16 protein-coding genes are annotated in these 18,292 nt (G+C 73.1%); 9 read left to right on the top strand and 7 right to left on the bottom strand.

Annotation, left to right across the window (positions count from 1 at the left end; translation table 11 throughout):
* Positions 1–24: 24 nt before the first annotated feature.
* From MQV74_RS24020 to MQV74_RS23995, 6 genes are all read left to right on the top strand, one after another.
* Positions 25–687 (top strand): hypothetical protein, encoded by a 663-nt coding sequence (locus MQV74_RS24020; protein ID WP_242720859.1) that lies wholly within the window; start codon positions 25–27, stop codon positions 685–687.
* Between the two features lie 258 nt (positions 688–945).
* A complete protein-coding gene (locus tag MQV74_RS24015; RefSeq protein ID WP_138961220.1) occupies positions 946–1,266 on the top strand; it encodes a hypothetical protein in 321 nt (106 codons plus the stop codon).
* Positions 1,263–2,474 (top strand): putative T7SS-secreted protein, encoded by a 1,212-nt coding sequence (locus MQV74_RS24010; protein ID WP_242720856.1) that lies wholly within the window; start codon positions 1,263–1,265, stop codon positions 2,472–2,474. Before MQV74_RS24015 ends, MQV74_RS24010 begins: the two co-directional genes overlap by 4 nt.
* A 2-nt stretch (positions 2,475–2,476) precedes the next feature.
* Positions 2,477–3,100: a hypothetical protein gene (locus tag MQV74_RS24005; RefSeq protein WP_242720853.1), complete on the top strand. Its 624-nt coding sequence runs from the start codon at positions 2,477–2,479 to the stop codon at positions 3,098–3,100.
* Between the two features lie 8 nt (positions 3,101–3,108).
* Positions 3,109–3,798: a hypothetical protein gene (locus MQV74_RS24000; RefSeq protein ID WP_242720850.1), complete on the top strand. Its 690-nt coding sequence runs from the start codon at positions 3,109–3,111 to the stop codon at positions 3,796–3,798.
* Positions 3,795–4,370 (top strand): hypothetical protein, encoded by a 576-nt coding sequence (locus MQV74_RS23995; RefSeq protein WP_242720847.1) that lies wholly within the window; start codon positions 3,795–3,797, stop codon positions 4,368–4,370. The genes MQV74_RS24000 and MQV74_RS23995 overlap by 4 nt, the downstream gene beginning before the upstream one ends.
* A 91-nt stretch (positions 4,371–4,461) precedes the next feature.
* On the opposite strand, the gene MQV74_RS23990 is transcribed toward MQV74_RS23995, so the two are convergent.
* Positions 4,462–4,761 carry a WXG100 family type VII secretion target gene (locus MQV74_RS23990; protein WP_150512489.1) on the bottom strand — a complete coding sequence of 100 codons (300 nt, stop codon included), beginning with the start codon at positions 4,759–4,761 and terminating at the stop codon, positions 4,462–4,464.
* A gap of 364 nt (positions 4,762–5,125) precedes the next feature.
* Here MQV74_RS23990 and MQV74_RS23985 point away from each other — a divergent pair, with 364 nt between their 5' ends.
* The gene (locus MQV74_RS23985; protein WP_242720844.1) at positions 5,126–9,715 is read left to right on the top strand and encodes an FtsK/SpoIIIE domain-containing protein; all 4,590 of its coding nucleotides are present in this window, start codon (positions 5,126–5,128) and stop codon (positions 9,713–9,715) included.
* Between the two features lie 119 nt (positions 9,716–9,834).
* Here MQV74_RS23985 and MQV74_RS23980 read toward each other — a convergent pair whose 3' ends face one another.
* On the bottom strand, positions 9,835–11,538 hold the full coding sequence (locus MQV74_RS23980) for a protein kinase domain-containing protein (RefSeq protein ID WP_242720841.1): 1,704 nt from the start codon (positions 11,536–11,538) through the stop codon (positions 9,835–9,837).
* 145 nt (positions 11,539–11,683) lie between these two features.
* On the opposite strand from MQV74_RS23980, the gene MQV74_RS23975 reads away from it, so the two are divergent.
* Positions 11,684–12,691, top strand: coding sequence for an alpha/beta hydrolase (locus tag MQV74_RS23975; protein WP_278194206.1), 1,008 nt, complete (start codon positions 11,684–11,686; stop codon positions 12,689–12,691).
* Positions 12,692–12,709: 18 nt separating this feature from the next.
* Here the strand turns inward: MQV74_RS23975 and MQV74_RS23970 are convergent, their stop codons facing one another.
* Positions 12,710–13,564: a menaquinone biosynthetic enzyme MqnA/MqnD family protein gene (locus MQV74_RS23970; RefSeq protein WP_242729058.1), complete on the bottom strand. Its 855-nt coding sequence runs from the start codon at positions 13,562–13,564 to the stop codon at positions 12,710–12,712.
* A 560-nt stretch (positions 13,565–14,124) separates the two neighbouring features.
* Between MQV74_RS23970 and MQV74_RS23965 the strand changes: the two genes are divergently transcribed.
* Positions 14,125–14,328: a cold-shock protein gene (locus MQV74_RS23965; protein ID WP_016645643.1), complete on the top strand. Its 204-nt coding sequence runs from the start codon at positions 14,125–14,127 to the stop codon at positions 14,326–14,328.
* Between the two features lie 388 nt (positions 14,329–14,716).
* Here MQV74_RS23965 and MQV74_RS23960 read toward each other — a convergent pair whose 3' ends face one another.
* The 4 genes from MQV74_RS23960 to MQV74_RS23945 are packed head-to-tail and all read right to left on the bottom strand — an operon-like array spanning position 14,717 to position 18,292.
* Positions 14,717–15,544 (bottom strand): ABC transporter ATP-binding protein, encoded by an 828-nt coding sequence (locus MQV74_RS23960; RefSeq protein WP_242720838.1) that lies wholly within the window; start codon positions 15,542–15,544, stop codon positions 14,717–14,719.
* On the bottom strand, positions 15,541–16,488 hold the full coding sequence (locus tag MQV74_RS23955) for an ABC transporter ATP-binding protein (RefSeq protein ID WP_242720835.1): 948 nt from the start codon (positions 16,486–16,488) through the stop codon (positions 15,541–15,543). The genes MQV74_RS23960 and MQV74_RS23955 overlap by 4 nt, the downstream gene beginning before the upstream one ends.
* Positions 16,488–17,336: an ABC transporter permease gene (locus MQV74_RS23950; RefSeq protein ID WP_242720833.1), complete on the bottom strand. Its 849-nt coding sequence runs from the start codon at positions 17,334–17,336 to the stop codon at positions 16,488–16,490. Before MQV74_RS23950 ends, MQV74_RS23955 begins: the two co-directional genes overlap by 1 nt.
* Positions 17,333–18,292, bottom strand: a complete 960-nt coding sequence (locus tag MQV74_RS23945; protein ID WP_278194205.1) for an ABC transporter permease — start codon at positions 18,290–18,292, stop codon at positions 17,333–17,335. The genes MQV74_RS23950 and MQV74_RS23945 overlap by 4 nt, the downstream gene beginning before the upstream one ends.

Raw genomic sequence — 18,292 nt, 5'->3', positions numbered from 1 at the left:
CTCACCCCACCAGGACGAGCCCTCATGACCACCCCGCCGCCCATGTCCTTCAACACCCCGGAAGGCTTCTTCGCCCTGCCGCTGGGCGGCACCGCGGAGGACCGTGCCGAGCGGGCCGGGTTGTTCGCACGGGGGTTGTACGCGCGCGGGGACGACGAGATCTGGGCTCCCGCCGCGCCCTACTACGAGGCGCTCGGCGAGTTCCTGTCCGACGGCGGCGTCACCTACGCGGCGATGGGGTTGTTCTCCACCGCCGACGCGGACGGCACCGCGGCCCCGGAAGGGCACGGCGCCCGCTACGAGGGCTCCCTGGGCGTGGCCCAGTGCGCCTTCACGCTCGCGGCCGTGCCGACGGAGCAGGCCGATCCCGAGATCGCGGCCCAGGGACTTTTCGCGCTGTGGTCGCAGGACGAGTACAACGACGTCGACTGGCTCGACCTGCCCTGTGGACCCGCGGTCACCCGCACCGCCGTGAGCGGCTACCGGCTGAGGCCCGAACTCACGGGAGACGGCGGGGAAAAGGAGCTCCTCACCGGACAGATACAGAGCCACGTGCCCTTCCCCCGGGCGCCGTTCACCGCGGTGTTCACGCTCCACACGGCTTCGATGGACCACTGGGGCACGTTCCGCGATCTGATGACGGCGATTCTGCACACGGTGGAGTTCCCGGTCGCGGCCGAGGCATAGGGCCGCGCTCAGCCCCCTCAAGAAGCCCTCGCCCGGGCGGGAATTGTCCGGGCCCCTCCCCCACAACGAAACAAATTGGCGACAGACCTGTCCGCTTCGGGCCGCTAAGTCCGGGCATATGGCGCCCTGTTGCAGGCGATGTGTCTGGCGAGATCTCGATGGTCGCGGATACCTTATTTCCTCTTGTCCGGGCCCTCGTAGCACCGCTCGGTCCGGAGGTCCGTCAGGCGTACGGGACGAGCAGGCACGGGGGAACCGATGAGTGACAGAACGAGGGCGGATCTCGGGATGATCCGGGACTGCTCGGACGCGTTGTTCCGGATTCACCGGGAGTTCAAGGAGAACAGCAACCCGGCCGACGAGTACGGCGACGCGCTCGGCAGCAAGAAGCTCCGGGACGTCTTCGACGACTTCTCCGGCACGTGGAAGAAGACGCGGAAGAAGCTGATGGCGGACATCGAGAAGCTCGCCAAGTTCACCGACTCCGCGGCCGACACGTACGACAAGGTCGACCACGAGCTGGCCGAGGCCCTCCGCAACGCCCGCAAGGAAGCCAAGGAAGCCAAGGGGAAGAAGTGACGCGCCCGACCGACTGGGAGCCGCTGCACGACGGCGACCCCGTTCCCGGTGATCCGTACGAGGTCGCGCGGCTCGGCAAGGAGCTGCGGAACATGGCCGACGAGATAGACAAGCAGGCCCGCAACATCAAGGCCCTCTCGTCGGTGGAGAGCTGGGACAGCGACGCCGGGCGCGCCTTCCACGAGATCGCGGACGGCACGTCGGGCCGGCTGAAGCGTTCCTTCGAACGGTACGACGAGGCCGCCAAGGCCCTGGGCACGAAGGTCGTCGAGGGCGACACCGAGTCCAAGGAGTACGCCAGCGAGCTGTACCGCGCGCAGAAGGTGGCCGACAAGGCGCTGGAGAAGTACCGCGCGGCACGGTCCGACCAGCAGACCGCGGTCGGTGACCTGGACAAGTACAAGGGCACCGTGCCGAGCAAGGACGACATCGGGGACCGTACGCGCCTGGAGAAGCAGCGCGACGAGGCGATGAACGTCATCCGTGACTGCCACGGCGAGATCGCGCGCGCGAAGAGCATCCGCGACGACGCCGCGAGCGCGGCGGCCAAGCACATCAAGAACATCATCCACCACGACGGCGTCCGCGACCCGGGCGGCTTCATGAACTGGCTGGCCGATTGGGCCGACCGGTTCTCGAACCTGTCGGCGATCTTCGCGATCCTGGCGGTGATCTGCACGTTCGTGCCACCGCTGCAAGTGCTCGCCCCGGTCTTCGCCGCCCTGTCCGTCGTGTGCAGCGCGGCGGCGCTCGCGGGGCACGCGTACGACATGTTCAAGCGGGGCGGGAAGCTCAACCTCCTGAAGCTGGGCCTGGACGTGCTCGGCGTCATGCCGGGCCTCGGCGCCCTGAAGGGGTTCAGCGCGCTCAAGGGCCTGAAGGGCCTGTCGAAGCTGGGCGGCATCCGCTTCAGCGGCCTGGGCGCGCTCAAGGGGGTCGGGTTCAAGTTCAACAACGGCATCGCCGTGAACCTCACCAACAGCATCCTCACCAAGGCGAAGCTGCCGACCATCGCGGGCGAGAAGATCACCGCCGGGATCAAGGCGGCCGGGTTCGGCAGCGCCCTGTACAAGATCTTCACCGGCAAGGACGGTGCCCGCACCGGCGACCCGGGCGACCCGGTGAAGCCGGCGAACCTGCCGCGGCCCTCGCCGCGCCCCGCGCCCACGCCGTCGCCGACGCCGTTCCGCACCGCGATGGCGCGGTAGCCGTGTCCGCGCCCTTCGACGAGCGTCCCCTCGGGCCCGGCGCGTACCGGGCCCGGGGGGACGTCGTCCGGTCGCTGGTCCCGGGCGCCGTGCTCGCCGCGGTGCCCGCGGCGCGCGCGGCCGCCGAGGCCGAGGGGCACCGGCTGCGGTTCGACTTCCTCGACGACGCGGCGGTCCTGGAGCTGCTGCGCCTCCGCCACCTCGACGAGGCGGCGCTGCACCGGGCCGGAGTGCGCCTCGGCGTCCCGACCGCGCTCGTCGCCTTCGCGCTGTTCGCGGGCTGGGGCGCGTACGTGCAGCACTGGGAGCCGGGCCGGGACCAGTACCTGTACTACGGCCTGTGCGGCGCGGCCTGCGCCCTGGTCGTCGTCCTGTACGCCGTCACGCTGACCCGGCACTGGGGCAGCCGCCCGCGCCAGCGGGTGCGGGCGCGGGCCGCCGCGTACCGCAGGATCGCGCACCTCGCCCGCGACGGCGGGGCCCGGCTGCCGGACGCGTACCCGCACTACGGCCCGTACCCCTTCGCGGCCCGCTTCCACCCCGAGGCCGACGACGATGACCTGGACATGCCCGCAGACCGGCGCGGAGGACCGCCCGGCGCGCCCGATGGGAAAGGCCCCCGATGAGTTCCGTGGTGTCCGAGACGACCGGGGTCGCGACCGCGGCCGGCGGCGAGCTGTTCCACGTCCGGTGGATCATGCCGGAAGGGTTCTTCGAACTCCCCACGGAGGCCGAGGACATCGACGAGCTCGCCGACAAGCTCATCGACCTGGCCCGGGAGATCCAGCCGAAGTCCCCGCCGGAGATGCAGTACCTGTGGGCCGCGATGGTCGGGTCCACGTACGACGAACTGGTCGACGCCGGGGTCCAGTACGCCGGGTTCGTCGTCACCGAGGTCGACGGCGTCCGCTGCACGGCCAACGTGTCGATCGCGCTCGCCGATCTGCCGGACGAGGCCCGCTTCAGCCCGGTGGAGGGCACCGCGCGGGCGCTGCGCGCGCTCGGCCGGGGCGAGGTGGAGGAGCTGTCCCTGCCGTGCGGGCCCGGCGTGTCCTGGATCGGCTCGCGGCGCGCCGCCGTCGACGGGTCGCTCACGCCGTCCGGCGAGGAGGAGCCGTTCTGGACGTCGTTCATCAACGTCCAGGTGCCGCTGGTCAACGGCACCGCCGTGGTCCTGGAGATGTCCACGCCGACGATGGAGGGCTGGGACGTCTTCTCCAGCATGTTCGCGGGCGTCTGCCGGAGCCTCCAGCTCTTCGACGCCGCCGGGAACCCGGTGGACAGCAAGGGCCGCCCCGTCGACATGGCGGAGGACGCGGAGTGACCGGCACGGACCCGCGAACGGAGCGGCCCGGGGCGGACGCACCGCCGGAGGACTACCGGCTCCTCGTCCCCCGCGACTGGTTCCGCGTCGACCTCACGCTCGACCGCTGGCGGCCCCAGCTCAAGACGTTCGCCGACCGGCAGGCGGCCCGGCGCCGGATGTCCGCGCAGGCCGCGCGGGGGTTGTGGGCCACCCTGCGCAACACCGCGGAGAGCGGGGCGGCTCAGGGCGCCATCGAGCTGTTCCTGCGCTCGGAGATCGACGACACGGGCGCGACCCCGGCCACGCTGCTCGTGTCCCTGCTGCCGATGTCCGGCGCCCTGTACGTCACGCCGCAGGACCTGGCGCGGAGCGTCGCCGAGCACCGGGGCGCGGGCACGAAGGCGACCGTGACGGAGCTTCCCGCGGGCGAGGCGGTCCGCGCCACGACGGCGACGACGCTGGACCTGTACGTCGCCATGCCCGGCAGGTCCGGGTATTTGCTGCTCGCCTTCAACGTGCCGCTGAGCGGCGTCGAGAGCCCCCTGGGCGGCCTGTGCGAGGCGATCGCGGCGTCGCTGCGCTGGGTCTGAGCCCGGGACGGCGGCGGCAGGCCGGGGAAAAGGGGCGGGGCGAGGGGTGGTTGCCCCTCGCCCCGCCCCTGCCTCCGCCCGGCCCGGGGGACTAGCCCCGCGCGGCCTTGCCCAGCTCGTCGTCGATCTGCTCGAACTTGTCCGCGGCGGTCGTCAGGTAGTCGCCCATGCCGTCGAGGCCGTCGAGCATGTCCTTGGCGCCGCGCACGAACTCGTCGAAGTTCTCGTCGAACGCCTTCGAGGAGCTCTTGGTGACGTAGCCCGTCTCGACGAGGTTCGCGATGTACTTGCGGAGGCCGTCGAGCTTCTCCTTGAGCTTGTCCTTCTCCTTGACGACATGCTTGGCCGCATCCCGCATGTCCTGGTATGTGACGTCAAGGTCCTTGGCCATGAAGCCCACTCCCTATCCAACACGCCGCAGGGCCGGCCCCCGTGGCTCCACTGATGGGTGCGCATCGCACCTGAAACGGCGCGCATCACGCTGTCGGCACGGCGGCTGCGCCCGAACACACCCGGTGCGGCCGTCCGCCAGTGCGCCAGCAGCTTACGGGTGTGGTCACAGAGGGAATACCCCAGTTGAGTCACAGCTCTGCTATGAGCGCGTGCCGGGGTGGAAGTGCCGCAACTGGCGGGCGTGGCCAGGGGAAAGCGTGCGCCGACAGCCCGTTGCCCCCGGCCGGGAGCCAGCGGTTAGGGTCGCTTCCACTGTGGGCCGTGGTCCGGAAGCGGTCACGGGGGGCCATGGGAGGACGAGCGTGCGTCTGACACTGACCGTCGTCGATCCGATCGGCGGTGGCTCCGCCGACGTCGTGCTCGACGCCGACCCCGACTCCTCCGTCAGGGACATAGCCGCCGAACTGGCCCGCACGGCGGGCCGCAGCGGCGCCCAGGTCATCCCCCTCGGCCCGCACCAGGCGGCGCCCGACGGCGCGCCGGTGCTCTACGTCGACGGGTACGCCGTCGACCCCGGCGCCACGGTCGTCACCTCGCCCCTGCGCGAGGGCGCCGTCGTCAGCCTCCACGACCCCGCGGGCTGCGTGCCCGGCGAGCCGACCGGCCTGGTCGAGCTGCGCGTGGTGGGCGGCCCGGCCGCGGGCGCCGTGCACCGGCTCGGCATCGGCCGGTACGACATCGGCAGCGGCCCGGCCGCGTACGTCCGCGTCGATGACCCCGAACTCCCCGCGCGCGCCCTGACGTTGTCGGTCGCCACGGACGGCACCTGCCAACTGGCCGCGCACGGCGACGAGGAGGAGCGGGGCGACGTCACCCTCGACGGCGCGGAGTTCACCGGAGCCGAGGGCGGCACCTGGCCCCTCGGCGCGCAGATCGCCGCCGGGAACACCCTGTTCGAGCTCGTGCGGTACGCGCCGCCCGACGCGGCCCTCAAGTGGTCCGAGGACGGCGCGGGCCTCGACTACAACCGGCCGCCACGGCTGCGCCCGCCCGAGCGGCAGACCACGTTCCGCCTGCCGTCCCCGCCGCGCGACTTCGAAGCCCGGCCACTGCCGTGGCTGATGGCCCTGTTCCCGCTGGTCGGCGCCGTGATCGCAGCGATGATCTTCAACCGCTGGTACTACCTCATCATCGCCGGGCTCAGCCCGATCATGCTGTTCGGCAACTACTTCCTGGACAAGAAGCACGGCCGCAAGTCCCACGCCAAGCAGGTCAAGGAGTACAAGGAGACCAAGGAGCGGATCGAGAAGGACGCGCAGGACGCCCTGGTCGCCGAGCGGCTCGACCGGCGGCGCGCGATCCCCGACCCGGCGGCCGTCCTCACCCTCGGCACCGGCCCGCGCACCCGCCTGTGGGAGCGGCGCCGCACCGACGCCGACCATCTGCTGCTGCGCTTCGGCACCGGCCGGCTGCCGTCCGACGTGGTCCTCGACGACCCGGAGCAGGACGAGCACAAGCGGCAGGTCACCTGGACCATCGAGGACGCCCCGGTGGCGCTCGGCCTGAAGCAGCTCGGCGTCATCGGTCTGGCCGGGCCCGGCGGCGCGGCGGCGGCCCTCGGCCGCTGGGCGGTCGCGCAGACCGCCGCGCTGCACAGCCCGATGGACGTCCAGTTCTACGTCCTGACGGAGAACTCCGCCTGGGAGTCCTGGGACTGGCTGCGCTGGCTGCCGCACGCCCGCCCCGGCAGCGGCCAGGACGTCAACGTGCTGATCGGCACGGACGCCGAGACCGTCGGCGCCCGCGTCGGCGAGCTGACGCAGGTCCTCGACGCGCGCGAGAAGGTCAAGCAGGAGACCCGGGGCCAGAGCGGCGGGTTCACCGACCCGGACATCGTCGTCGTCTGGGACGGCTCGCGACGCCTTCGCTCGCTGCCCGGCGTCGTCCGGATCCTGCGCGACGGCCCGGCCGTGGGCATCTACGCGCTCTGCCTCGACACCGAGCAGCGGTTCCTGCCCGGCGAGTGCCAGGCCTTCGTCGTGGCCGAGCCCAGGGCCCGGGAACTCACGGACCCGGCCGCCGGGGCCGCGCCCGTGGCGGGCGGCATCCCGCCCCGGCCCGCCACCGCCCCGGCGGGCGGCGGCTTCCCCTCCTTCCACGCCTGGCACACCGCCGACGCCGACGCCGGCCGGTCGGACACCACCGACGAGCTGCGGCTGCGCGTCGAGCAGACCGGCGCCCGGCGCCTGCTCGACGTGCGCCCCGACTTCGTCTCGCCCGCCTGGTGCCTGCGCCTCGCGCGCGCCGTGTCGCCGCTGCGCGACATCAGCGGCGAGACCGAGGACTCCGCGCTCCCCGGCGCCAGCCGGCTGCTCGACGTGCTTCAGCTGGAGCCGCCGTCCCGCGAGGCCGTCGCCGCGCGCTGGCGGTCCGGCGGACAGTCCACGACGGCCGTCATCGGCGAGTCGTACGACGGTCCGTTCGGCATCGACCTGCGCAAGGACGGGCCGCACGGCCTGATCGCGGGCACCACCGGATCCGGCAAGTCGGAGCTCCTGCAGACCATCGTGGCCGCGCTCGCCGTCGCCAACACGCCCGAGAACATGACGTTCGTCCTCGTCGACTACAAGGGCGGCTCCGCGTTCAAGGACTGCGTGCAGCTGCCGCACACCGTCGGCATGGTCACCGACCTCGACGCGCACCTCGTCGAACGCGCCCTGGAGTCCCTGGGCGCCGAGCTGAAGCGGCGCGAGCACATCCTTGCCGACGCCGACGCCAAGGACATCGAGGACTACCAGGACCTGGTGCGCCGCGACCCCACGCGCGCGCCGGTGCCCCGGCTCCTCATCGTCATCGACGAGTTCGCCTCCATGGTCCGCGACCTGCCCGACTTCGTCACCGGTCTGGTCAACATCGCCCAGCGGGGCCGCTCCCTCGGCATCCACCTGCTCCTCGCCACGCAGCGGCCGAGCGGTGTCGTGTCGCCCGAGATCCGCGCCAACACCAATCTGCGCATCGCCCTGCGCGTCACCGACGGCGGCGAGTCGTCGGACGTCATCGACGCGCCCGACGCCGGGCACATCTCCAAGAACACACCGGGCCGCGCCTACGTCCGCCTCGGCCACGCCTCCCTGGTGCCCTTCCAGTCCGGCCGCGTCGGCGGCCGCCGCCCCGGCGCCGCCGACCCGCAGGCGCTCGCGCCCTGGGCCGACGAACTCACCTGGCCGGGCCTCGGGCGCGCCGCGGCCGCCCGGCCCAAGGCCCCGGCCCGCGAGGACGCGGAGATCACCGACCTGAAGGTCCTCGTCGACGCGATCCGCGAGGCCACCACGGCCCTCGCCATTCCCGCCCAGCACAGCCCCTGGCTGCCCGCCCTCGACGAGACGCTGCTGCTCGACGCCATCGTGCCGCCGCCCGCCCCCGCCGGTGCGCTCCCGGCCGCTCCGTACGGCGTCGAGGACCTGCCCGCCGACCAGGCGCGCCGCCCCGTCACCGTGGACTTCGCGACCTTCGGGCACCTGATGATCGGCGGCGCCCCGCGCAGCGGCCGCTCCCAGGTGCTCCGCACGATCGCGGGCTCCCTCGCGCGCACGCACTCCTGCGCCGACGTCCACCTGTACGGCATCGACTGCGGCAACGGCGCGCTCAACGCGCTGACCCGGCTGCCGCACTGCGGCGCCGTCGTCGGCCGCAACCAGACCGAGCGCGTGGTCCGCCTCGTCAACCGGCTCAAGGGCGAACTCGGCCGCCGCCAGGACCTCCTCGCCGAGAAGGGCTACGCCGACATCGGCGAGCAGCGGGCCGGTGCCGCGGCCGACGAGCGCCTGCCGCACCTCGTGGTCCTCCTCGACCGCTGGGAGGGCTGGCTGCCCACGCTCGGCGAGATCGACCACGGCAGCCTGACCGACGAGGTCACCACGATGATGCGGGAGGGCGCCAGCGTGGGCATCCACCTGGTCCTCACCGGCGACCGGCAGCTCCTCGTCGGCCGCGTCTCGTCCCTCACCGAGGACAAGTACGGCCTCCGGCTCGCCGACCGCTCCGACTTCTCCCTGCTCGGCATCCCCTCCCGCAAGGTGCCCGAGGAGATTCCCCCGGGGCGCGCCTTCCGCAACGAGAGCGGTACGGAGACGCAGTTCGCCCTGCTCTGCGAGGACGCCACCGGGCAGGGCCAGGCCGCCGCGCTCGCCGCCATCGGTGAGGCCGCCGCGGTCCGCGACGCCGACGTGCCGCGCCGGCTGCGCCCGTTCCGCGTCGACACGCTGCCCGGCCGGATCTCCTTCGAGGAGGCCTGGGAGCTGCGCGACCCCGAGGCCTCGCGCTCGAAGCTGTGGGCCCTGATCGGCGTCGGCGGCGACGAACTCATGGGCCACGGGCCCGACCTGGCCGAGGGCGTGCCCGCCTTCGTCGTCGCGGGCCCCGCCAAGTCCGGCCGCTCCACCGCCTTGATGAACGCCGCCCGCTCCTTCCTCGCGCAGGGCGTACGCCTCGTCGTCGCCGCGCCCCGCCCGTCCCCGCTGCGCGGGCTCGACGGCACCGAGGGCGTCCTGAAGGTCTTCACCGGCGACGACATCGACGAGGACGACCTGGAGGAGGCCATCGACTCGGCGACCCTCCAGTCGCCGATCGCCGTCCTCGTCGACGACGGCGAGATCCTGGAGGACTGCGACGCCGCGAGCCAGTTCAAGCGGATCATCCAGCGGGGCGCCGACGAGGGCCTCGCCCTCGTGCTCGCCGGGGACGAGGAGGACGTGTGCAGCGGGTTCTCCGGGTGGCAGGTCGACGCGAAGAAGGGGCGGCGGGGCATCCTGCTCTCCCCGCAGGACTCGTCCAGCGGCGACCTCATCGGCGTCCGCGTCTCCCGGAGCATGGTCGGCGGCCCCGTGACCCCCGGCAAGGGCCTCCTCCACCTGGGCACGGGCGAACCGGCGACGGTGACGACTCCCCTCTAGCACAGGGGAGTTCCAGCCCGTCCGGCGTTTGAGGACGAGGCGCGGAGCGCCGACGAACGGGGGCACGGGGGCGGGGCCCCCGGACCGGGAAGGGGCGAGCCTGGGGCGCACCGCGGGGGTCAGCCCCGCACGCGCCGCAGCCGCGCCTCCGGGTCACCGGCCTTGGGATCATCGGAGGTGTACTGGAGCTCCGTCCCCACCGGCCGCAGCCACACCGTGTGGGCGGCCTGCGAGCACCCCCCGCCGTTGGACTTCGCCCCGACCGCCTTCATCACCAGCTCCTTCTCCGTGGCCGACGTGAGCGTGAGCACGTCGACACACGTACCGCCGATGAGGTCCGTCTGCGTCACCGTGCCGACCCGCTCCCCCCGCTTCGCGACCTGCCGGACCGTCACGTCGAACGTGCCCAGGGCGACGAGCCCGTCCTGCGCGGAGGCCTTGCCGCGCCACGTGCCCAGATACCTCTTGGGCACGAGGCCGTCGGAGTCGGAGGCGCCACCGGTGGCGGCGGGCGGCCGCTTCCCGGCGCTGCCGTCGCCGTCGCCGCCCGCGCCGGAACCGGGCAGCACGTCGAACAGGAACGCCGACCCCACCATCACCGCCGCGAGCGCCCCGGCCACGGCGAGGGCGACCGTGCAACTCACCCTCCGCCCGCGGCCGTCGGGCGACCCGGGCGCGGTCGTCGCGGCGACGGAGAGGGAGACCTTGCCGGGCGAGGCCGTGGCGGGCGCGGACGGCACCGGGGACGGCCGCGCGTCGGCAGGGCCCCCTTGCGGAAGCGGAAGCGGCGGTGGAAGCGGAGTCGGCGGAACCGCCGCCCCCGGCCCGCCCGCCCCGTACGACGCGTCCGGCGGCCCGAACACGCCCACCGCGGGTCCCGCGAACGACACCGGCCCCGACGCCGCCGCGCCCCCGGCGCCGTCCTCCTCCGCCTCCAGGTCGAGCAGCCGCACCGCGCTGCGGCTCACGCGCTCCACCAGCGGCCCCGGCAGCCAGCCCGCGGCCACCAGCGGGGCCGCGCCCGCGGGGGCGAGGCGGTGGGCGACCTCGGCCGGGGCGGGCCGCGCCGCCGCGTCCTTGGCCAGGCAGGCCGCGGCCAGGTCCCGCAACTCTCCGCTCAGCGCGCCCAGTTCCGGCTCCTCGTGGACAACCTTGTAGAGCAGCGCGGCCGACGTGTCACCGGCGAAGGGGGGCTCCCCCGTCGCCGCGTACACGAGTGAGGCGCCGAGCGAGAAGACGTCCGCCGCGCCCGTGGCGCCCTTGCCGAGGATCTGCTCCGGCGCCATGTAGCCGGGCGAGCCGATGGACACGCCGGTGGACGTGAGCGAGGCCGTGCCGTCCGTCGCGCGGGCGATGCCGAAGTCGATCAGGCGCGGGCCGTCCAGGGTCAGCAGGACGTTGGAGGGCTTCACGTCGCGGTGGACCAGGCCGAGGGCGTGGACGTGCGCGAGCGCCTCCGCGAGGCCCGCGCCGAGGACGCGGGCCGAGTGCTCGGGCAGCGGGCCCGCGTCCCGTACGGCCTCCGTGAGGGACGGGCCCGCCGCGTATCCGGTCGCGACCCAGGGCAGCGCGGCCTCGGGGTCGGCGTCCAGGACCGGGGCCGTCCACTTGCCGCCGACCCGCCGGGCCGCGTCGACCTCGCGGCGGAAGCGGGCGCGGAACTCCTCGTCGAGGGCGAAGTGCGGATGCACGACCTTCACCGCGACCGTGCGGCCGCCCGCGCTGCGGCCCACGTAGACGCGGCCCATGCCGCCGGAGCCGAGCCGGCCGAGCAGCCGATAGGGCCCGATGGCCGCGGGCTCGTCCGGTTCTAGCGGGTGCATCGCGAAGGCCTCCCCCTGGTGCGCCGTACGCGGACCACTGCCACGGATCAGCCTACGACCCGGGGAACCCCCGTCCGGGTTTCTCCCTCTACCCAGACGGAATTGACCGTATTGCCGTCCTTGTCCCCAGGTCCGTCGAGGTCATATGAACATCCGCCGCACCACCGCCGCCCTGACCGCCGCGCTCGCCGCCGCCGCGGTCCTGCTCACCGGCTGCTCGTCCGACGGGGGCGAGCCCATGAGCTTCGACAGCGCCTCCGCCCCGGCCCCCGCGAAGGGCCGCGGGAGCGAGGGCTCGGGCATCCGGCTCCCCACCGGGCCCCGCGCCTCCTTCACCACCGAGAGCACCCTCGACGACGGCACCAAGATCGGCGTCACCACCCTGCACGGCAAGAAGTCGGGCTTCACCGGAAAGGTCTGGGTCTGGGCGCCGAAACAGTACTTCGACCCGAAGTACTCCCGCAGCGGCTTTCCCGTACTCATCGCGCTGCCCGGCGGTCCCGGTTACCCCAATAACTACTGGATGGGCACGGACCTGAAGCTGGAGAGCTCCATCGCCAGGTGGTCGAAGGAGGGAAAGAGCCTTCCGTTCATCGTGGTGATGCCCGTGCTCAATCCCGACGACAAGTTCTATTACGACGGCAGTGACATACCGGGGCAGCCGAAAATGGGCACCTGGATGACCGAGGACGTACCGGATTTCGTCAAGGCGAATTTCCGCACCTTCACGTCCCGTGACGGGTGGGGCTTCATGGGCTCCTCGTCGGGTGGTTTCGTGGGCCTGAAGTCCGTCCTGAAGCACCCGGAGAAGTTCAGGGCCGTGATCGCGTCGGGCCCGGACACCGTGCCCGACTCACCGCTCTGGCGCGGGCACGAGCCGCAGCGGCTCGCCAACGACCCGGGGCGCCTCGCCGAGCGCCTCATCCGGCGCGGCGGACCCGAGGTCGACATCGCCTTCCAGGTCGGCACGGCGGAGTCCGGGCAGCCGAACCTGCGGGCCTTCATGAAGAAGTACGGCAAGGGGCCGGTCAAGACCCGGCTCAACGTCATCCCGGGCGGCACCCACAGCGCCCGCTCGTACGTCCCCGCCATGGACGACGGGCCGATCCAGTGGATCAGCAAGAAGATGAAGGGCCCGGTCCCCAGCGGCTGAGGTCCGGGCCCGGCACGGCTACGGCCGCAGCAGCTCCACCTTCACGTCCCCGGGGAAGCCCGTCGTCGGCCCTACCCGGCGCGCGAACTCCGTGACGCCCTCCAGCTGCGCGCCGCCGAAGCGGAAGTCCAGGGTCGTGAAGTACCGCTCCAGGACGCCCGCGTCGAAGGACTCCCAGCGCGAGGCCTGCTCCGCGACCTTCGCGACCTCCTCCAGGGACAGGTCACGGGAGGCCAGGAACGCCTTGTGCACCTCGCGGACCACCTCGGGCTCACGCGCGAGGTAGTCGCGGCGGGCCGCCCACACCGCGAAGACGAACGGCAGGCCCGTCCAGTCCTTCCACATCTGCCCGAGGTCGTGCACCTCCAGGCCGAGCTTGGGGGCGTCGATCAGGTTCGCGCGCAGCGCCGCGTCCCCGATCAGGACGGCCGCGTCCGCCTCCTGCATCATCAGGCCGAGGTCGGGCGGGCAGGTGTAGTACTCGGGGCGCACGCCGTGGCGCTCGGCGAGCAGCAGCTGCGCCAGGCGCACGGAGGTGCGCGAGGTGGAGCCGAGCGCCACCCGCGCCCCGTCCAGGCGGTCGAGCGGCACCTGCGAGACGATCACGCACGACATGACCGGGCCGTCGCAGCCCACGGCCAGGTCGGGGAAGGCCACCAGGTCGTCGGCGTTGCGCAGGAACTCGACCAGAGTGACGGGGCCGACGTCGAGGTCGCCGCGCACGAGCTGCTCGCTGAGCTTCTCCGGGGTGTCCTTGGTGAGCTCGAAGTCGAGGAGGGTGCCGGTCCGCGCGAGGCCCCAGTACAGGGGCATGCAGTTCAGGAACTGGATGTGGCCGACGCGCGGCCGTGCGGTGCGGCGGGAGCTGGGGATGGGGTACCCCTTGCCCGCGCGCAGCCGAGAGCTTGAGGAGGGGTCGGCTTCGACCGCCCCGCCCGTGGTGTCAGCGGGAGAATTGTCCACATCCGTGAGGCTAGCCCTCGTGCGCCACGGAGCGAGCGCCGGGTCCCGCGGCCACCGGGACCGCGCCGCTACGCGCCCCACGCCGGGCTTCTTCCGGTGCCCGCGCTGCGCTTCGGCGGGGATTCGCCGGGGCGTCCGGGCCTCGCTTCCGCCGAGGTCCGCGGGCCCCCGCGCGGGGGCCTTCTCCGTGGCCCACCTCGCGCTTTCGCCACGGCTCCCGCCAAGGCCTCGACGGGCCCGTGTCAACCCGGCGCGAGGGCCCGTCAAACCTCCGGGTGACGTGATCTTGATCCCTATTGCTTCCGGGTGCCTGCGTGCTAAGCTCGCCGCAAGTTGCAGTTTGGTTTCCCTTGCAGTACAGAGCCTGCGGAGCATGTAACCCGCAGGCTCTCGTCGTTTTCAGACTTTTGCAGTTGTTTCAACAATCGCAGGTTCTGGAGCAGGGCAACCCTTTGGCCCAAGGAGGGCTTATGGCTACCGGAACCGTGAAGTGGTTCAACGCCGAAAAGGGCTTTGGATTCATCGCCCAGGAAGGCGGCGGCCCCGACGTCTTCGTTCACTACTCCGCGATCAACGCCAGCGGTTTCCGTTCCCTCGAGGAGAACCAGGCCGTGACCTTCGACGTCACGCAGGGCCCGAAGGGCCCGCAGGCGGAGAACGTCACCCCTGCCTAGTCAGGACGGCTTGATCCTCCCGTAAGGGTGGCTTGATCCAACGGAAGCAGTACCCAAGGGGCCCCGCGCCCTCGCTTCGGCGAGGCACCGGGGCCCCTGCCTTTTTCTGGCGGGGGCGCCTTGGGCGGGTGGGCTCCCTCGGGCGGGCGGGCCTCCTCCCGGCGCGGCCCCATCGGCCTGCGGCCTCGTCCTCAAACGCCGGACGGGCTGGATGGTGCCGGTGCGCGCCGGATCCTGTCTGCGGCTCGCAGACGAGATCCCGGCCGCACCGGAACTCTCAGCCCGTCCGGCGTTTGAGGACGAGGCGCGGAGCGCCGATGAAGCGGGGGCGCGGGGGCGGAGCCCCCGGAGCGGGAAGGGGCGGGCCCGGGGCGCCACCCGCGAGGGGTCAGCCCGCCGTCAGGGCCTCGCGCGTGCGGGACACCGCCGCCGGGTCCCAGTTCTCGCCGGGCACGCTGGCCAGGAGCAGCCGGGTGTAGGCGTGCTCCGGGGCCGCGAGGACCCGGCCCGTCGGCCCCTGCTCCACCACTTCACCCCGCCGCATCACCAGCACCTCGTCCGTCACATGCCGCACCACCGCCAGGTCATGGCTGACGAAGACGAGCGCCACCCCCGTCTCCTCCCGGATCTCCCGCAGGAGCTGGAGTATCTGCGCCTGGATCGACACGTCGAGCGCGGCGACGGCCTCGTCGAGCACCAGGACCCGGGGGTCGACCGCGAGCGCCCGGGCGATCGCCAGCCGCTGGCGCTGCCCGCCGGACAGGTCCCGGGGCCGCGCGTCCGCCTCGCGCGCACCGAGACCGACGCGGTCCAGGAGCTCGCGGGCCGCCGCCCCGCCCTTCTCGTCCTTGCCGTGCAGACGCAGCACCGTACGGAGGCACTGCGTGGCGGTGAGCCTCGGGTCCAGGGAGACGTACGGGTCCTGGAAGACCATCTGGATCTCCCTGGCCCTGGCAAGACGGGCCCGGGAGGTGCGCGGGGTGCGGGACTCGCGGCGGCGGCCCGCCACGGTGATCTCCCCCCGGTCCGCGGGGACGAGGCCCACCAGCATGCGGGCCACGGTCGTCTTGCCGGAGCCCGACTCGCCGACGATGCCGAGGGAGCCGCCCTCGGGGACCGTGAAGCCCACGTCGTGCGCGGCCCGGTGGCTGCCGCCGCCGGGCAGGGGGTAGGTCTTGCTCAGCCCGGTGGCCCGGAGCAGGGCGGTCTTCGTCACGGCTTCACCTCGATCTGCACAGGGGTGCCCGCGGCGAGGCAGGCGGACGCGCCCCCGTCCGGCAGGGGCACCGGCTCCGGGACCCACGTCCCGCACTCCGGCCGCGCCTCACCGCACCGCTCCACGAACGCGCACCCCTCGAACACGTCCGCCAGGGACGGCGGACGGCCCGGGATCGGGCGCAGCGGGGCCTCCAGGGCGTCCAGGGTCGGGGAGCAGGACAGCAGGCCGCGGGTGTAGGGGTGGGAGGGCGTGGTGAACAGGGACTTCGCCGTGCGCTCCTCCACCACCCGGCCCGCGTACATCACGTACACGCGGTCGCTGTACGCCGCCGCCAGGTGCAGGTCGTGGGTGATGAACAGCAGGCCGAGGCCGTGCTCCGCGCGCAGGGTGCGCAGCAGGGCGAGGATGTCGGCCTGGGTGGTGACGTCCAGGGCGCTGGTGGCCTCGTCGGCCAGGAGCAGGCGGGGGCGGGCGGCGAGGGCGCCCGCGATGACGACCCGCTGGAGCATGCCGCCGGACAGCTCGTGGGGGCGCTGGCGCACGCGGCGCTCGGGGTCGGGCAGGCCGACGGAGGCGAGCAGCGCGACGGCCTCGGCACGGGTGGCGCCCCGCTCGGTGAGGAAGTCGCCGACGCGGCGCACCGGGTTGAGGGCCGCGCGCGGGTCCTGGTGGACCAGGGCGACCGACCCCGCGCGGTGGGCGCGAAGGCGCTCGCCGGTCAGGGTGAGGACCTCGGTGCCGTCGAAGCGTACGGAACCGGAGGCGCCCGCCCCGTCCGGCAGCAGGCCGAGCGCCGTGCGCGCGGTGGTGGACTTGCCCGAGCCGGACTCGCCGACCAGGGCGACCACCTCGCCCTCGGCGACCCGCAGGGACACGGAGTCGAGGAGCGGGCGGGCGGCGCCCGGCACGGTCACGGTCACGTCGTCGATGTCGAGCAGCATCACTGCCTCCCCAGGCGGTCGGCGGCCCAGACGCCGACGACGTTGAAACAGACGACGACCAGGGCGATCGCGGTGCCGGGCACCAGGGCGGGGAGCATCGCGCCCTGGACGATCGCCGCCTGCCCCTCCTGCACCATCAGGCCCCAGTCACAGGACGGGGGCTGGGCGCCGAAGCCCAGGTAGGAGAGGGTCGCCAGGGACATCAGGGCCTCGCCGAAGAGGACCACGAGATAGCCGAGGACGGACCGGCCCAGGTTCGGTATCAGATGGCGGGCGCAGATGCGGGCGCCGCCCATGCCCTGCACGCGGTACGCGTCGACGTACGGCTTGCGGGCCTCGGACAGGGCCAGGGAACGGGTGTACTTGGCGATGGTCGGCGTGAAGGCCAGGCCGAGGGCGAGGACGGACGTCGTCGTGCCCGTGCCGAAGACGGCGATGATCAGGACGGTGAACAGCAGGCCCGGGAAGGCGTACATCACGTCCGTGAGGCGGGAGACGAGCGTGTCCACCCAGCCGCCGCGCCAGGCGGCGAGCACCCCGAGCGTGACGCCGAGCACCCCGGCGACGGCGAGCAGCAGGAGCGGCGCGACCAGGCTGGTCCGCGCGCCGTACAGCGCGCGGGAGAGCAGGTCCTGGCCGGAGGAGTCGGTGCCGAGGAGGTGCTCGCGGCCGGTGCCCACCAGGGAGGAGGACAGGTCGATCGCGTCCGGGGCGTAGGGCGCGAGGAGGGGGGCGAGGACGGCCGCGACGACGACGAGGCCGAGCAGTGTGCCCGCGGCCAGGACGCCGAGGGGGCGCCGGGCCCGGGCCGCCTTCGCGGCGTTCGTACCGCCGAGGGTCAGGGTCATGAGCGCACCTCCTTCACGCGCGGGTCGAGCAGCGGGTGGACGGCGTCCACGGCCGTGGTGACGACGATGTATCCGGTGACCATCAGGAGCAGGACGGCCTGCGCCACGGGGAAGTCGTGGGTGTTGATGGCGCCGACGAGCAGGGAGCCGATGCCGCTGAGGCCGAAGGCGGTCTCGACGACGACGGTGCCGGCGAGCATGCCCGCCATGACCAGGCCGCACATGGTGACGATGGGCCCCAGCGCGTTGCGCAGGACGTGGCGGCGGACTATCTCCCGCTCGGGCACGCCGGACGCGCGGGCCGCCGCCACGTGGTCGGAGGCCGCCGCGTCCACCATCGCCTGCCGGGTCACGCGGCTGACCAGGGCGAGCGCGCCGAGCGCCAGCGACAGGGCGGGCAGCGTGAGGTGGTGCACGGTGCCGAGGAAGCCGTCGCCGCTGCCGGTCACCGGGAACCAGCCGAGCCGGACGCCGAAGAACGACACCAGGGCGATCGCCGCGACGAACGACGGCACCGACGCGGCGAGCGTCGTGACCCCGACGACCGCCGAGTCCACCCAGGTGGACCGCTTCACGGCGGCGAGGATCCCGGCGCCCACACCGAGGACGACGAACAGGACGGTGGCGTACAGGACGAGCTGGAGCGTCGTCGGGAAGCGGGCCGCCACCAGGTCGGACACCTGGTCGCTGTACTTGAACGACCGGCCGAGGTCGAGGTGCAGGCAGTCCCACAGCCAGCGGCCGTACTGGGCGGCCAGCGGCTCGTCCAGGTGGTACTCGGCGCGCACCTGGGCCAGGCGCTCGGGGGTCAGCTTGTCGCGGCCGCCCGCGAGGAAGACGGCGGGGTCGCCGGGCGCGGCGTACACGGCGGCGAAGATGACGAACGACGCGGCGAGGAGCGTGGCGAGCACGCCCGCGAGCCGGCGTACGAGACGGACGGCGATGCCCGTTCCCAT

The organism is Streptomyces sp. AN091965, assembly GCF_022698285.1.
Lineage (GTDB): Bacteria > Actinomycetota > Actinomycetes > Streptomycetales > Streptomycetaceae > Streptomyces.
The sequence above is the reverse complement of the archived record's forward strand: the minus strand, read 5'-3'. Positions and strand labels throughout refer to the sequence as shown.

What these genes read in the sequence shown, in the direction of transcription:
- MQV74_RS23990 (WP_150512489.1), bottom strand. Translation starts at nt 4,761, where the DNA reads ATGGCCAAGGACCTTGACGTCACATACCAGGACATGCGGGATGCGGCC.
- MQV74_RS24020 (WP_242720859.1), top strand. Translation starts at nt 25, where the DNA reads ATGACCACCCCGCCGCCCATGTCCTTCAACACCCCGGAAGGCTTCTTC.
- MQV74_RS23945 (WP_278194205.1), bottom strand. Translation starts at nt 18,292, where the DNA reads ATGGGAACGGGCATCGCCGTCCGTCTCGTACGCCGGCTCGCGGGCGTG.
- MQV74_RS23955 (WP_242720835.1), bottom strand. Translation starts at nt 16,488, where the DNA reads ATGCTGCTCGACATCGACGACGTGACCGTGACCGTGCCGGGCGCCGCC.
- MQV74_RS23980 (WP_242720841.1), bottom strand. Translation starts at nt 11,538, where the DNA reads ATGCACCCGCTAGAACCGGACGAGCCCGCGGCCATCGGGCCCTATCGG.
- MQV74_RS23950 (WP_242720833.1), bottom strand. Translation starts at nt 17,336, where the DNA reads ATGACCCTGACCCTCGGCGGTACGAACGCCGCGAAGGCGGCCCGGGCC.
- MQV74_RS24015 (WP_138961220.1), top strand. Translation starts at nt 946, where the DNA reads ATGAGTGACAGAACGAGGGCGGATCTCGGGATGATCCGGGACTGCTCG.
- MQV74_RS23965 (WP_016645643.1), top strand. Translation starts at nt 14,125, where the DNA reads ATGGCTACCGGAACCGTGAAGTGGTTCAACGCCGAAAAGGGCTTTGGA.
- MQV74_RS23975 (WP_278194206.1), top strand. Translation starts at nt 11,684, where the DNA reads ATGAACATCCGCCGCACCACCGCCGCCCTGACCGCCGCGCTCGCCGCC.